Source organism: Bartonella sp. AA1HLJMS, from assembly GCF_042197445.1.
Classification (GTDB): Bacteria; Pseudomonadota; Alphaproteobacteria; order Rhizobiales; family Rhizobiaceae; genus Bartonella.
This window is the reverse complement of record NZ_JBHIRW010000009.1, coordinates 16,282-30,731: the sequence shown is the minus strand read 5'-3', so window position 1 is coordinate 30,731 and position 14,450 is coordinate 16,282. Positions and strand designations below refer to the sequence as shown.

Genomic DNA, 14,450 nt, shown 5'->3' with positions numbered 1-14,450 from the left:
TCATCCTTGCTTGGAAAGCCCGCTTCAGTTCAAATAGAAAAAGAGAGAGGTAAGGAGATTTATAGGATAAGATATGCTGTAATTATTCAGTATTAAGATGCAATGAATGTTGCTTATATTTCTCTTTTTTAAATATTTTATGAGAGTGAAAATTTAAAGAATAAGAAAATAATTTTATTTATTTTCTTTAAACAGTTATTAGTAGATAAAAAATTCTCTTTTAATCTATAAATTAAAAAAATAATGATTTTGTAAAAGCCTTGTAAGCTTTATAGGTTAATTTTAAATATCATGCATTGATTTTGAATTATGCAGATTATTTATGTCAACCATAATAATAGTGAGTATAGACAATGACATTTAATTTTTTCGTCAATTTATTTCTATTTGTTATTTTTTTATTATTGGTTTCTCAAAGTAAGAAAATGCAATGGAGTCTTTCACTACGTGTTATGCTATGGCTTATCCTTGGCTTGATTTTTGGAAGTGTTTTGCAGTTTATTTATGGAGAGGGTGAAAGCACTTTATTGAAATCCGTTGAATGGTTTAACATTGTCGGTGAGGGCTATATTTTATTGTTGCAAATGATTGTTATGCCATTGGTTTTTATCTCTATCGTTTCAGCAGTTGCTCATTTACATTCTGTTTATGCTGTTGGAAAGATGAGTATAATAACAATTTCAATATTGCTTTTTACAACGGCTCTTTCAGCATTGGTTGGTGTGCTTGTGGTTAATTTTTTTGGATTAACAACCGATGGTTTAGTGCATGAAGGGCAAAATGTTTCTGCTCTTCTTGAAGGTCATATTTCTAAACTTGGAGATATGAATATACCAAAGATGATTTTGTCTATGATTCCTAAAAATCCATTTGCTGAGTTGAGTGGAGCTAAACGTACGTCAATTATCAGTGTTGTTATTTTTGCGTCATTTTTAGGTGCATCGGTTCTTCTTTTAAAGAAAGATGAGCCAGAAAAAGGAGAAAAAGCGCTTTTATTTATTCAAGTAGCACAAGCTTGGATTATGCGGTTAGTCCGTATTGTGATTGCTTTGACGCCTTATGGTATTTTTGCACTTATGACGAAAGTAGGAGCAATATCGCGTATTACAGATATTTTAAATTTACTGGTTTTTATCATTGCCTCTTATGTCGGTATTATTTTAATTTTTGGAATTCATGGTGTATTGCTTGGTATTTCTGGGATTAATCCCTTTCGTTTTTTCAAAAAGGTTTTACCAGTTTTAACATTTGCTTTTAGCAGTCGTTCAAGTGCTGCAAGTATTCCTTTGAATATTGAAGCGCAAACACAGTGGATAGGTGTACCACAATCCATTGCGAGTTTTGCAGCTTCTTTTGGGGCAACAATTGGACAAAATGGTTGTGCTGGTCTTTATCCAGCAATGCTTGCGACCATGATTGCACCCTCTATGGGTATTAATCCTCTTGATCCCACTTGGATTGCTACGCTTGTTGGTGTTGTAACGTTGAGTTCTATTGGTGTTGCTGGTGTGGGGGGAGGTGCTATTTTCGCTGCATTGATTGTGTTACCAATTATGGGGCTTCCTGTTACTTTGGTTGCTGTACTTATCTCTATTGAACCGCTAATTGATATGGGACGTACTGCTCTAAACGTGAGCGATTCAATGATAGCTGGAACGGTCACTAGTCAAATATTACGGACAACAGATAAAAGTATTTTAAAAAAATAATTTTAGGTTATATTTTTTGGGGCTGTAAAACATCTGTAAGAGATATTTGCGCTGAACCAGGTTGTAGGGGTTTTTGTTGGTTGGGATGAGGAGCCCAACCAGAGAGCCAGATGAAAGAAAAATGTGCACGAATACGTCCATCAGGATCACTAAATTGTTGTGCATAGATTTCAGCTGCGCGGAGAAAAAAACGTTTGGATACAGGGCGTCGTGAACGATTGATGAGTGCATTTTGCATTCCCATAGCTTTAAGATCGTGCATAAGGTCAAACATTGTATTATAACGTATTGTGATATCTTCAACGTCTGCTACAGGCAGGGCAAAGCCAACACGCTGTAAAAGAGCGCCTGCATCACGAATGTCGGCAAAAGGGTAGATTCTAGGGCTTGCTCCACCATAAATTTCACTTTCAGCTTGCAGCAGGCTTTCCCGCAATTCTCTTAATGTACCAGCTCCTGCCATAACAGCAAGAAATAAGCCATCTGGTTTAAGAGTATTTTTTATCTGGCTTAGAACACCAGGGGTATCATTGGTCAATTGTAATGAAAGAAGTGAAACAATAAGGTCACAGTAACTTTGAGGTAAATCAAGAAATTCTCGATGACGTAAATGAAATTTTTTATCATGGCTTTGATAAAGCGTATCGGTCTCAATGCGTTCTATGGAACAAACTTTTCCAGATTTCATTAAAGCTTGCGCAGCAAGGTCTGTATGGCTGTGTAAATCGAGAGCTAATGTAAAGAGGCGATCAACAGTGCTAAGGCGTTTATAGAGATCTTCTGCCATGTGAGAGAGTAAAAAGTCACATCCTTTTTTTGCTTTTTGAAAGGCACGTTTTCGGAATTGTTCAATGCGGTTATGATCAAAAATTAAAGGATGCGACATATTGTAGAACACTTTCGATCTATGAAAGAATATATTTTAAAAAGGTTCATTATTTGTGCAAGCTCTGTCAAGTTTATAATATGAAAGAAAATAAATTTATAGAAGGTAAGAGTTTTTAAAGGAATTAAAATTATAAATTGAGGAAATACAAAGGAACTTTTGTTCTGAGGGAAACTTGTAAAAGCCTAAATTTATAATGTTGTATTTTCGAGAAGCGGCGTTAAATAGTGGGGATATACTAAGTAAGTTCGTTGAACGCTTGAAAACGATGCTTTATCCACCAATTTGTCCTGGATGTAAGCAAAATGTTTTTACTTATGGTACGATTTGCTCCGAATGTTGGAAAGATCTTCAATTTATCACAAAACCTTATTGTCCTGTTATGGGGACTCCTTTTGTTTGTGATATGGGGGATGGTTTTCTTAGTGGTGAAGCACTCCGTAATTCCCATCCTTTTTCACGTGTTCGCTCAGTCATTGTTCATAAAGGGCTTGCACGAACTTTAGTAACGCGCTTAAAATATGGTGATCATATAGAATTGGCATCATTTATGGCCAATTGGATGATGTTTGCTGGACGCGAGGTTATTGATGATTGTGATGTTATTATTCCCATTCCATTGCATTTTCGTCGTTTTTGGGAGAGGCGTTATAATCAATCTGCTGAGCTTGCACGTTACATTGCAGCATCACAAAAAAAGCTTTTAAAACCGAGTTGGCTTGTTCGTTGTCGGCATACCCGTCCGCAGGTTAGTCTTTCTTCGAGAGAGAGAAAACTTAACGTAAAAAATGCTTTTAAGGTTTCGCATAAAGTTAAAAAATATCTCAAAGGATGTTCTGTTTTGCTGATTGATGATGTATTTACAACGGGTGCAACAGTTACAGCAGCAGCTGCTGCATTAAAAGATGCAGGTGCACGACAGGTTGATGTGCTAACATTTTCGCGTGTTCTCAAAGAAGATTCTATTTTTCCCTCTTCTTAAGAGGAATTTAAAATGAATATTATTAAAAAATATTGGAGGATAATACTATGAAAGAGGTAATAATTTATACACGCCCTAACTGTCCTTATTGTACAAAAGCACGTGATTTGCTTAATAAAAAAGGCGTAAAGTATACAGATATTGATGCTTCCACATCCCTTCGCCAAGAAATGGTACAGCGTGCAAATGGACGTAATACATTTCCACAAATTTTCATAGGTGATTATCACGTTGGCGGTTGTGATGATCTTTATGCTTTAGAGGCTGAGGGAAAGCTCAATTCTTTATTACAAGGCATATAATATTTGTAAATTACATATTCTTAAGACCGTTTTGCAAGAAGGAGATAGTTAACGCCCATGTCTTTTGAGCGATTCCAGCTGTCGTTTAATGGGTTATAAGTAATACCTATCTCATCAACGACAGTCAGAGCGTTTTTTGATAAGAAATTTTTAAGTTCTAGAGGTTTTAGGAATTTTTTATAATCATGGGTTCCTTTAGGAAGCCAACGTAGAATATATTCAGCGCCTACAATAGCAAGCCCCCATGCTTTCCATGTGCGGTTGAGTGTTGAGACAAACATCACCCCTTGTGGTTTCAGCATTTTTGCTGTAGCTTCTATGAAGAGATTAACGTCAGCGACATGTTCAACAACTTCCATATTAAGGATGATATCAAATTTTTCTCCTTCATTGGCAAGTACTTCTGCTGTCGTCGTGCGGTAATCAATGGAAAGATCATTTTGGGCTGCATGGGTTTTTGCGACTTCAATATTTGTTTGTGCAGCATCAACGCCTACAACTATAGCACCAAGACGTGCCATTGGTTCAGATAACAAGCCTCCTCCACAGCCAATATCAAGAATTTTCAAATTGTGAAAGGGCGTAAGTGAAGAAGGGTCACGATTAAACTCTAAACAGATTTTTTCTCTGATGTAAGCAAGGCGCGTTGGGTTAAATTGGTGAAGAGGTCGAAATTTTCCTTGTGGATTCCACCATTCTGTAGCAATACGTGAAAAATGATCAATTTCACTTTGATCAATAGTTGTTTGTGTTTCATCGATCATGTTGCCTTCCTTTATTTTTAATGATCAGGTCAAGTAGATTTTATACAAAGTCAAGAGAAATTAATATAATCATAATGAAACTTGCACAAATGATAGATATTCGCTATGTCGAGAAAATGGTTAGTTGATACAGCATCTAATTCTCATTACTGTTTGAGATAAGAGATGTAAAGGTAAGAGTGTTATTAATGGCGCGCATTGTCATGAAATTTGGTGGAACGTCTGTAGCAAACATTGAATGTATTCATAATGTTGCAAGGCATGTCAAAAGAGAGGTTGATGCAGGCAATGAGGTTGCCGTTGTCGTATCTGCGATGGCTGGTAAAACAAATGAACTTGTTCAGTGGACAAGTGATGCTTCCTCTATGCATAGAGATGCTCGTGAATATGATGTTGTGGTTGCTTCTGGTGAACAGGTTACGTCAGGTTTGTTGGCTTTGACACTTCAAGAAATGGGGGTGAATGCACGTTCATGGCTTGGTTGGCAAATTCCTATTCATACAGACAATGCGCATGGCCGTGCACGTATTACTAATATTGATGGATCTTTTTTAATCGAGTGTTTTCAGGAAGGTCAGGTTGCCGTTATTGCTGGTTTTCAGGGGTTATCTCCGGATAACCGGATTTCTACCTTAGGGCGTGGGGGATCAGATACAAGTGCTGTTGCTATAGCCGCTGCTGTACAAGCTGATCGCTGTGATATTTATACGGATGTGGATGGTGTTTATACAACGGATCCACGTATAGAGCCGAAAGCGCGTCGTTTACCAAAAGTAGCTTTTGAAGAAATGCTAGAAATGGCTTCTCTTGGTGCAAAGGTTTTACAGGTTCGTTCTGTTGAATTGGCAATGGTTCATAAGGTTCGTACCTTTGTGCGTTCAAGTTTTGAGGATCCTGATGCGTTAGGCATGGAGGATCCAATGAGTTCTTCTGGAACACTTATTTGCGATGAGGATGAAATTGTGGAACAACAAAATGTTACTGGTATTGCTTTTGCTAAGGATGAAGCACAAATTTCCCTTCGTCGGCTTGCCGATCGTCCAGGGATTTCGGCAGCAATTTTTGGTCCCTTGGCTGAAGAAAGCATTAATGTTGATATGATTGTGCAAAATATTTCTGAAGATGGCTCAAAAACTGATATGACTTTTACTGTACCATCATCAGATGTAGAAAAAGCCGTTACACTTCTTGAAAAGAATCGCAAAGAAATTGGATTTGATGTTCTCCAGTTTGAAAGCGATCTCGCCAAGGTATCTGTGATTGGTATTGGAATGCGTAGCCATGCAGGTGTTGCCGCTACAGCATTTAAGGCTTTGGCTGAAAAGGGTATTAACATTCAAGCAATTACGACCTCAGAAATTAAAATTTCTATTTTGATTGATAGTGCTTACACTGAACTTGCGGTTAGAACATTACATGCTGTTTATGCACTTGATAAGGGATAAGTATTTTTTAGTTTCAACAGAGTTTCAATAACGTAAAGCTTTAATATATATTAATAATTTTTGTTAAGGATATTTATATTTTAACTTAAATGGAATATTTAATACAGCAGGACTCTCTCATTTTAAACTTGTTCATGATGAATTTAAAATGGTCACTTATACATTACAAGAGAAAGATGTTTGGGTAAAAAACGGTTTAAGAAGGGATATAAAATATGCCGTCTATAAACGTTTTAGAGCCTATAGAGTGAGATGGAGAAGACTTTACGATAAGCCTTAATAGAACTAAGGAACAATGCACTGCGTTTATTCAAAGAATGCATGTTACATGAGGGACAGCCTCGTGAATACAGATTTAATATTATAAATCTTAGAGAAATGGGAGCTCATTGGATTAGTGACGGAATTACCAAAATAGAATTGATGATGTATTTTCTAGAGATGTTTAGTTTGTCATCAAATGATTGTTTATGACTTTATGTATATCTTGAAAATTTAATTTTTTCCGTATTACGAGGCAATAAAAAATATATCTCTATAGATAATATTTATGTTGCACTATAAGTTATAAAATTACCATGTCTTATGCGTTTATAGCTTCTTCAGAAGTACTTTTCATAAAATCATGTAAATATAGATCAAAATTAATGATAATGTTACAGTGTGTTGCTTTTATGATTTTATTACTTAAATTTTTTTCATGTCTATTTCTCTTTTTTGAATTATGATTAAGATTTACAAAGTTTTTGATACCTCCATATGTTCTTTAGGTTAACTTTCTTCCCTTAACTAATCTATTATAAGTATTTTCTGTGTCATACTGCCAATCACACATGAAATACATTCTTTCGTTTTTGCAGTATATTGTGCTAGTTTCTTATCATGTTTACATATTTTGCAAATGGTGGTCTTTGTAAGTAAAGCTCTTCTTGTGAGAAATATAGCCATATTATTTTACTCTTCTTGTATTTTATGTGGCGTTGTATAAATTCGAAAGTCTCGGAAACATTGCTTTTTAAATTATCTATGAAGAGTATTTTATGGTATCAAGAAATATAGAGCGACCTCTTTAAACAAAAAGAAAATAAATATCAAATAAGAGCGGAAAAAGGGGAGAACAACGATATATATGCTCTATTTTTCCATCAATCATATGTTTTAGAATAGTCTAAATGACTAGGGGTTTCTTTTTTCCCGCGAGTTAATTACGTAAACTAGAGTGCTCCCTATGGAAGCATGCTTCAAGTTTAATTCTTTCATGGAGTGAGACAAGCGATGTGTCGATGATAAAAAACGGGAATATTTTTCCACTCCATTGTCAATTTAATAGTGATGTTATGACGTTGTTATTCCAAATAAATCTTTTGTTTTTTGTTACCTGTATCAATATCTAATGTCAGAGCAGATGCATATTTGATGGTATATTGAGACGGATAAGGGGCCTACGAGCAACTCCTGTTTTTGTATGCCAGATAGGAATAAGGATGTTGCGTATACCTAGTGGGGTAATTTCTGAAATGGAGATAAAACCTAATTGGGTGAGAATATGAAGCCATAAAAGTGAAAACCAACTTCCTTTTAATTCTGCTTTACAATTTTCAAAGGTATTGACAGCAATATCTTTTAAATAATGGATATTACACATTGGTTCACGTTTTTGTTTATTGCGTTATTTAAATCGTATATACCTTTCACGTAAAACAAAACGCTATTATAGTGCCAATTTACGCGCTTGTTTTGAAAAAATATCTCTCAAGTCCCCCAAGTCCATTTCACGGCACCGACCATGAATGGTATAACGGTAAAGCCATTGTGCGCCCCATCTCCTTCTTAGATCAAAGGTGTCAGTTGGCCGTCATCATTTAATTTTTAGTTTTCGTGTTGAACAACTCTTGTATGGATATGGTGAAGCAGTCTTCTTTCTTCAAATAATCCATATTTCTCCTCGGCTTGTGACGTGTAAGAGAATAGTCTTGATTGATTTATCATGTACAGATTTGAAATGAAGAAATCATACGATATTTGAACTCCATTCAAGATTTATAATGATAAATTAAATATTTTTTATCCAAAAATAATGTGCTTTTAAGCAGATAAAAATTAAAGTTATTTAGAATACCGCAATAAAATCAGTAACGAGGAGGGTGGTTTATTGGAAAAAAATAAACCATGGAATTACTTAACTGATTATTGAATTTTGCTTATTCTTATCTGTTTCGTATGATTAAACATAAGATATTGATTCATAATAATTAATTTTTTTATAGTGAATAATAGTCCTGACGAAAGGCAGCTTTTCTGAAACCACGAAGCCTTTTATATTGAAACAATTAAAATCATTTCTGTGCATATCATGAGTGGAGCTGGTGCATGAGTAAAAGAATATTGAAGAAAGAAATAAAAATATCTCTTATAAGTCTTCTTAAGAGTCAAAGGTGTTGTAACATTAGAGGCTCGTAAATAGTATGATGATGTTAGCTTTCTCCTTCATAAGTGTAAAGATGAGGCGAGACAACAGCTTTTACATTAAATATCGTCCGAACCCAACAAATGAGCGAAATCGTTTTTTAAAAGTTCTGCATAAAAATGTATTTTCAGTTAGTTTGTTAGGAACTATGAGAAATTCCTTTATTGCGCTTAATATAAATAAATCCATATCCCAGACCGATAAGGGCAGATAAACCTGAGCCACAAAGGACCCCAATTTTTGCCGCATCAAGCAGAATAATATCTTTAAAAGCGAGCATTGAAACAAAAATAGACATTGTAAAGCCAATTCCTGCTAAAAAACCAATGAGTAAAACGCCTGTCCAGGTCATATGAGGGGGTAGGCGGCATAGCCCTGATTTTACAGCTATATAACTGGCAGTGATAATACCAAGAGGCTTACCGATGAAAAGACCAATGACAACACCCAGAACAATCAAGAATGATTTGTCAGAAGAAAGATCAAAGTTTGCAAAACTTACTCCTGCATTTGCGAAGGCAAAAACTGGCATGATACCGTATGCAACCCATGGATGCAATGCTTTTTGAACACGTGTTACTGGGGCAATCATGGCCCGTTGTCCTTTGCGCATCTTTTTCAATGCTGTTGAAATATGATGCAGATCTGTTTTTGTATTTTTTTCTTGAAGAATTTGCATAGCGTTACTGAGCATGGTGAGTGGCGCTACAAGAGTACGGGTAGGAAGAACGGGAGTCATCATCCCTAAGATTACGCCAGCAAGCGATGGGTGAACACCTGTTACCATTAAACCCCACCAAATGATTGCACCAGGTAAAATGTAAAGCCATGCTGATGCAAGCCCGATCCACTGAAAAAATAGTACCAAAGCAATACCCGCTCCTGCAATCATTAAACCGCTAGGATCAATGTTTGTTGAGTAGAAAAAAGCAATAATAAGAACAGCGATAATATCGTCAATAATTGCTAATGATAGAAGAATAATATGAAGATTAGAAGGAATTTTTTTTCCTAGAAGAGCAAGAATACCTAGAGCAAAGGCAATATCTGTTGCTGTTGGCACAGCCCAACCGCGGATATGTCCCTCGTTAAAATTAAAGATAAAGTAAATAATTGCAGGAACACAAACGCCCCCTATTGCAGCAACAATTGGTAAGATTGCTTGTTTAAAATCGGCAAGAGCACCTTCATGAATTTCGCGTCGAATTTCCATTCCTGCGACGAGAAAGAAAATAGTCATAAGGGCATCATTAACCCAGAAATGTAAATCCCATGAAAGAGTGAAATGACCCAAATTAAAGCCAAGAGGTGTATGCCAAAAAGATTCATAGAAAGCAGCATATTTAGAATTGGCAAAAATAAGTGCAGCAGCAGCAGCTAATAAAAGAACAACACCACTAAGAGCTTCAATATGGAGAAAACGCTCGATAGCAGAAAGCGCTTGATTGGTGACACGAGAAGCGCGATTAGGCAGGCGATTTGAAGATAAATCAGACATGAACAACTCCAAGAATCGACAATTTTAGATTCTATATTCTCTGTATAAATGACTCTGTGTGATACCTTCTGTATCATATAAAAGAAAAAAGAGGAATAAAGTTCTTAATTTATAGGTAAGATCATCATGTTTAAAGCACAAAATGTTTAAGGTGATGTTTCATTTTTAATAGTGAGATGTACTTTGCTTAAAGCCTTGGATAGATCATTTTGTAGAGCAGATTCGAGATCAACTATTGCGAGACCTTTATTATCGTTTGCTTTAATTTTAACGATCAATGTTTGTGAATTTTTAGCAAATTCTCCTAAGGATTTTGAAATTTTTTCTGCTTCGTCATGATTTTTTATAAGAATTTTTGGGGTCTGCGTCATCATTAGATAGAAATCGTCATAAAGTTCCTTTTTTAGATCATGTTGGCTGTCATTAAGGTTTTGCGCAAGATAAGAAAAAAGCTTATCAATGAAACCTGCATCCGTATATTGTATATTAATTTCATTGATGCCAAGGTCTTGAGACGCAGCAATCATTATATTTTTCTGACCAGAAAAAAGCTTTTCATCAACATCAATAACCTTAGCAGATATGTTCCCAGATCCAACGTTTTTCATATTGAAAGACATTGTATCAAGAAAGAGCATACGTTTTTTTTCATCGTAAGAAATATCAATTTTTCCTGAAACATTAAAGCGCTCAAGATTGATTTTTTTAAGCAAATTTAAGTCTTTTTCATTCATTTTTTTAGGTAAAACGGAAAGGTTATTGAGAGAAAGAAAAAGCTTTTTAGGGATAGGCTGTTTCCACAAACTTGGTTTGAATTGGAATGATTCGAGCGTTGCTTTCAACTGCGGTATATCAACGGTGATATTATCAACTTTGGCATCCGCTGAGGTAATGGCGAGCAGTATGTTTAGAAGAAGACCATTTTGTGCTACTTTTTCAGCGATTTTATTATTCTCTTTTCTTGCATTAAGATAAGCTTTGATTAATTTTTCAGGAGTTTGTTCAAGCGGTTTCATCTTTAAACCAGATGTTTTAAACTGTCCAAGGAAGAAAGAGCTGTTTTTTTCTGCCTCTTCAAAAATATCGACACTTATATTATTCAAAGAAATGGGGCCAGTAACGGTTTTACCTTGATTGAGAGCATTGTTTTTTCCAAAAATGATAGAGTAGGCATAGTTGATATCGATATCATGGGCTTTTATTGTATCACTTTTAGCCATAAGTTGCATCTGTTTGGCACCATTTGCTACGACCGTTTTAAGATCCATATTTTTGATACTAACTGAATGGATATGGTTATTTCTAAAATCAGAAAGCTGGAAATTCTTGATTTCAACCGTTTCTGTTCGGTTATTTTTATTTTCTATAGAAAGTTGTATATTGGGAGCAATAATTGAGGAAAGCTCAATACGCATCATTGATTGTAAAAGACGTGATGTTATCGTTCTATCCTTTTCTTTTAAGGATACATTCCGAAGAGAAATTTGGGGAATTTGCACGTGAATATTATTATGCTTTAAATCAACATTATAAAATGTAAAAGTTCCGGGAATAAAGGAAAGAGGAGGACGGGCAGAAATGGCACCAATTTTAAGTGATGTACCAGCTGGAACAGGTAATGTCACATTCTTCAAATTGATTTTACCTAGAATGCTTACTTCAGATGTTTCGGCTTTTATGGAATGACGGGCTATTTCTTTTCTTACAAAACTGTCAAGATAGGGTTTTGCAATATAAAATCCACCAACAATTATAATTGCTAAGATAGCAACAAATCCAATAATGCAAGTGAGCCAATATCTGAGGTTACTTTGATACCCACTATTAAGATTGACCATTCTTTCTTCTTTCATTTTTACCACTCTTGAATTGAGAGTGAAGATAAATTCTTTTAAGCAACGACAAAGGTTTAAATATAGCGTGTACCAGTTTCAACAATTATCTACTCTCTATATTAGAGTTATTCTCATCTTTTTTACAATATAGCTTTATCAACTTTTATCAATTTTCTTTGGGTTCAGCACTTTATAGAAAAGCACGCATAATAAGGAGAGGCAAGTTTATGCGCATCATAATTTTTTATCACTTTAAAATTATCCTAAAATATTTCGATGTCTGCTTTTATCTTGCTGCTGTTTATAGGAATATTTAAAACATAAAAAATATGTTCTTGTTCATTATAATTTAATGGGGAGAGGTAAGTGTTATGACAGAAAATCAAATAATGGCTTTTTCGATCATTGGTCTCATGATGGTTGTTTTTATTTGGGATCGATTTCGTTATGATCTTGTTGCTATTTGTACTTTATTAATAGCTTGTGCCCTTGGTCTTGTCAGTCCGAAGGAAGCTTTTAGCGGTTTTAGTAATGATATCGTTATTATCGTGGGGAGTGTGTTTGTTGTCAGTACTGCTGTATCTCGCTCTGGTATAATGGAATTTATTATCCAACGGATATGGCCAGACGTGAAATCGGTGCGTCTTCAATTAGCTTTTTTGGTTCTTTCTGTTGTCGTATTATCAATGTTTGTTAAAAACATTGGTGCTTTGGCGATTATGCTTCCGATAGCTTTTCAGTTTGCACGTCGTTCTCAGGTTTCTCCTTCTGTCTTTTTGATGCCCATGGCCTTTGGTTCTTTGTTGGGGGGGCTTATGACACAGATAGGAACATCTCCCAATGTTGTTATTTCAGCGATGCAAGAACGTTTAGCAGGAACACCTTTTACTATGTTTGATTTTACACCAGTTGGTGCGGTTGTTGCGACGGCTGGTGTTGTATATTTGGTTCTTTTTTATTGGCTTTTGCCTGTGCGTGTGCGTTCGGGTGTATCGTTTGATGATGCCATTGATATTCGTAATTATGTTGCAGAAGTACATATTCCAATAAATTCACCGATTGTGGGAAAAAATATTGTTGATTTGGTTAAGCCATCAAGTGGTGATGTTATGGTGATTCAAATCATCAGAAACAAAGTATCTATTTCACCATTACCAGATTTTGTTTTGTCTGAAAATGATATTATTTTGCTGGAAGGATCACATACAGGGTTAGATAGCGTGATGAACTCTGCTCGTTTAGAGTTTTCTAAGGGGCGAACTATTGTTGCAGGTGATAAGGACAGTGATATTGATATTATTGAAGCAGTCATTACCCATAATTCACCTCTTATCGGTATTAGTGCGAAAGAGTTTTCTTTATTTGATCGCTATAATGTAAATTTGCTTGCGTTAAGTCGTCAACATGAAAGGGTGCGGGGAAGACTTGATGATATTATTTTCCATCTTGGAGATGTGATTGTTTTGCAAGGACAGGATGCAGTTATTCCAAATTTATTAAGAGAATTGAAATGCTTGCCCCTAGCAAAACGAAATATTGTGTTTGGAAATTTACGACATGGTTTCATCTCTTTAGCTGTTTTATTTATAGCAATTATTTTTACAGCTTTTCATATTGTTCCAGTTGCTTTTTCTTTCTTTTCTGCTGCTGCTGCAATGGTGATCTTTCGTGTTTTGCCCGCGCGTGATCTGTATCAGGCATTAGATGGCCCAATATTAGTGCTATTAGCGGCTCTTATTCCAGTGAGTGAAGCGTTAGAGAAAACAGGATGTACTGATCTCATTGGTCAATGGCTGAGCCAATTGGCAATATTTTTCCCGCCATCCGGTGCTTTAGCGCTTATGTTGGTGACAGCTATGTTGGTCACGCCATTTTTGAATAATGCAGCAACAGTGATGATGGTAGCACCAATTGCGTCAAGTTTTGCTCATTCCCTTCATTATAAGCCTGAAGCTTTTTTGATGGCTGTTGCAATTGGTGCGGGCTGTGAGTTTCTTACACCTATTGGACATCAAAGTAATATGCTCGTGATGGCGCCAGGAGGATATCGTTTTAGTGATTATCCACGTTTGGGTGCTCCATTGGCGGTGTTGATCGTTATTATTGCTGTTCCAATGCTTATGTGGGTTTGGCCCTTACAATAGGATATTTTTAGAAACTTTAAGGATCAATTATAAAAGGTTGTTAATCGTATGAAGATAAGTTGAAGGGATATACTTTATATAAAGAGCTTTAACTGAAGATTTGGAATTATACCACACTGTAATCATGGCGCTTCGGTATTTTGGATACAGATAAAAATTTATCTATTTGGTTTTAGTAGATATTCATGGAAATTTACTGTTTATTCAAGTTTTTTCAAGAATTGGTTTTTCTATTATAAATTGTATAATCCAATACAACCAACGATTGCGGTTGAAGACTTTAAAAGATTATCCCTCTATATAATGGAGAGAAAGTTCGCTTGAGATGATAGGCAATCATGATAAATATTAAGGCAGTGAATTTTTCATAATATGTAAAAGCTGTAATGTGAACAAACAGGGTGCTTACATCATTTTC

At 35.5% G+C, this 14,450-nt stretch carries 10 protein-coding genes; 5 read left to right on the top strand and 5 right to left on the bottom strand.

Annotated features, from left to right (window positions below):
- Positions 1–353: 353 nt before the first annotated feature.
- Entirely contained in the window at positions 354–1,709 is a 1,356-nt protein-coding gene (locus ACFIQE_RS04145; RefSeq protein WP_375621102.1) for an L-cystine transporter, read from the top strand.
- Between the two features lie 7 nt (positions 1,710–1,716).
- On the opposite strand, the gene ACFIQE_RS04140 is transcribed toward ACFIQE_RS04145, so the two are convergent.
- Entirely contained in the window at positions 1,717–2,595 is an 879-nt protein-coding gene (locus tag ACFIQE_RS04140) for a methyltransferase (protein ID WP_375707293.1), read from the bottom strand.
- 196 nt (positions 2,596–2,791) lie between these two features.
- Here ACFIQE_RS04140 and ACFIQE_RS04135 point away from each other — a divergent pair, with 196 nt between their 5' ends.
- Positions 2,792–3,577 carry a ComF family protein gene (locus ACFIQE_RS04135; protein ID WP_375621100.1) on the top strand — a complete coding sequence of 262 codons (786 nt, stop codon included), beginning with the start codon at positions 2,792–2,794 and terminating at the stop codon, positions 3,575–3,577.
- A gap of 47 nt (positions 3,578–3,624) precedes the next feature.
- A complete protein-coding gene (grxC, locus tag ACFIQE_RS04130) occupies positions 3,625–3,879 on the top strand; it encodes a glutaredoxin 3 (protein ID WP_375612081.1) in 255 nt (84 codons plus the stop codon).
- A gap of 20 nt (positions 3,880–3,899) precedes the next feature.
- Here the strand turns inward: grxC and ubiG are convergent, their stop codons facing one another.
- Positions 3,900–4,643, bottom strand: coding sequence for a bifunctional 2-polyprenyl-6-hydroxyphenol methylase/3-demethylubiquinol 3-O-methyltransferase UbiG (ubiG, locus tag ACFIQE_RS04125; protein ID WP_375621099.1), 744 nt, complete (start codon positions 4,641–4,643; stop codon positions 3,900–3,902).
- Between the two features lie 188 nt (positions 4,644–4,831).
- On the opposite strand from ubiG, the gene ACFIQE_RS04120 reads away from it, so the two are divergent.
- On the top strand, positions 4,832–6,088 hold the full coding sequence (locus tag ACFIQE_RS04120; RefSeq protein ID WP_375612083.1) for an aspartate kinase: 1,257 nt from the start codon (positions 4,832–4,834) through the stop codon (positions 6,086–6,088).
- A gap of 1,396 nt (positions 6,089–7,484) precedes the next feature.
- On the opposite strand, the gene ACFIQE_RS04115 is transcribed toward ACFIQE_RS04120, so the two are convergent.
- The 3 genes from ACFIQE_RS04115 to ACFIQE_RS04105 all read right to left on the bottom strand — a co-directional run bounded on the left by ACFIQE_RS04115 (position 7,485) and on the right by ACFIQE_RS04105 (position 11,906).
- The gene (locus ACFIQE_RS04115; RefSeq protein ID WP_375629565.1) at positions 7,485–7,733 is read right to left on the bottom strand and encodes a hypothetical protein; all 249 of its coding nucleotides are present in this window, start codon (positions 7,731–7,733) and stop codon (positions 7,485–7,487) included.
- A 961-nt stretch (positions 7,734–8,694) separates the two neighbouring features.
- Positions 8,695–10,053 (bottom strand): Na+/H+ antiporter NhaA, encoded by a 1,359-nt coding sequence (nhaA, locus tag ACFIQE_RS04110; protein ID WP_375613536.1) that lies wholly within the window; start codon positions 10,051–10,053, stop codon positions 8,695–8,697.
- 146 nt (positions 10,054–10,199) lie between these two features.
- A complete protein-coding gene (locus tag ACFIQE_RS04105; protein WP_375621097.1) occupies positions 10,200–11,906 on the bottom strand; it encodes a hypothetical protein in 1,707 nt (568 codons plus the stop codon).
- Between the two features lie 353 nt (positions 11,907–12,259).
- Between ACFIQE_RS04105 and ACFIQE_RS04100 the strand changes: the two genes are divergently transcribed.
- Positions 12,260–14,032, top strand: a complete 1,773-nt coding sequence (locus ACFIQE_RS04100) for an SLC13 family permease (protein ID WP_375621096.1) — start codon at positions 12,260–12,262, stop codon at positions 14,030–14,032.
- Positions 14,033–14,450 lie beyond the last annotated feature (418 nt).

Bases quoted from the DNA above. Each gene is read 5' to 3' on its own strand.
- ACFIQE_RS04145 (WP_375621102.1), top strand. From the start codon at position 354: ATGACATTTAATTTTTTCGTCAATTTATTTCTATTTGTTATTTTTTTA.
- ACFIQE_RS04140 (WP_375707293.1), bottom strand. From the start codon at position 2,595: ATGTCGCATCCTTTAATTTTTGATCATAACCGCATTGAACAATTCCGA.
- ACFIQE_RS04135 (WP_375621100.1), top strand. From the start codon at position 2,792: ATGTTGTATTTTCGAGAAGCGGCGTTAAATAGTGGGGATATACTAAGT.
- grxC (WP_375612081.1), top strand. From the start codon at position 3,625: ATGAAAGAGGTAATAATTTATACACGCCCTAACTGTCCTTATTGTACA.
- ubiG (WP_375621099.1), bottom strand. From the start codon at position 4,643: ATGATCGATGAAACACAAACAACTATTGATCAAAGTGAAATTGATCAT.
- ACFIQE_RS04120 (WP_375612083.1), top strand. From the start codon at position 4,832: ATGGCGCGCATTGTCATGAAATTTGGTGGAACGTCTGTAGCAAACATT.
- ACFIQE_RS04115 (WP_375629565.1), bottom strand. From the start codon at position 7,733: ATGTGTAATATCCATTATTTAAAAGATATTGCTGTCAATACCTTTGAA.
- nhaA (WP_375613536.1), bottom strand. From the start codon at position 10,053: ATGTCTGATTTATCTTCAAATCGCCTGCCTAATCGCGCTTCTCGTGTC.
- ACFIQE_RS04105 (WP_375621097.1), bottom strand. From the start codon at position 11,906: ATGAAAGAAGAAAGAATGGTCAATCTTAATAGTGGGTATCAAAGTAAC.
- ACFIQE_RS04100 (WP_375621096.1), top strand. From the start codon at position 12,260: ATGACAGAAAATCAAATAATGGCTTTTTCGATCATTGGTCTCATGATG.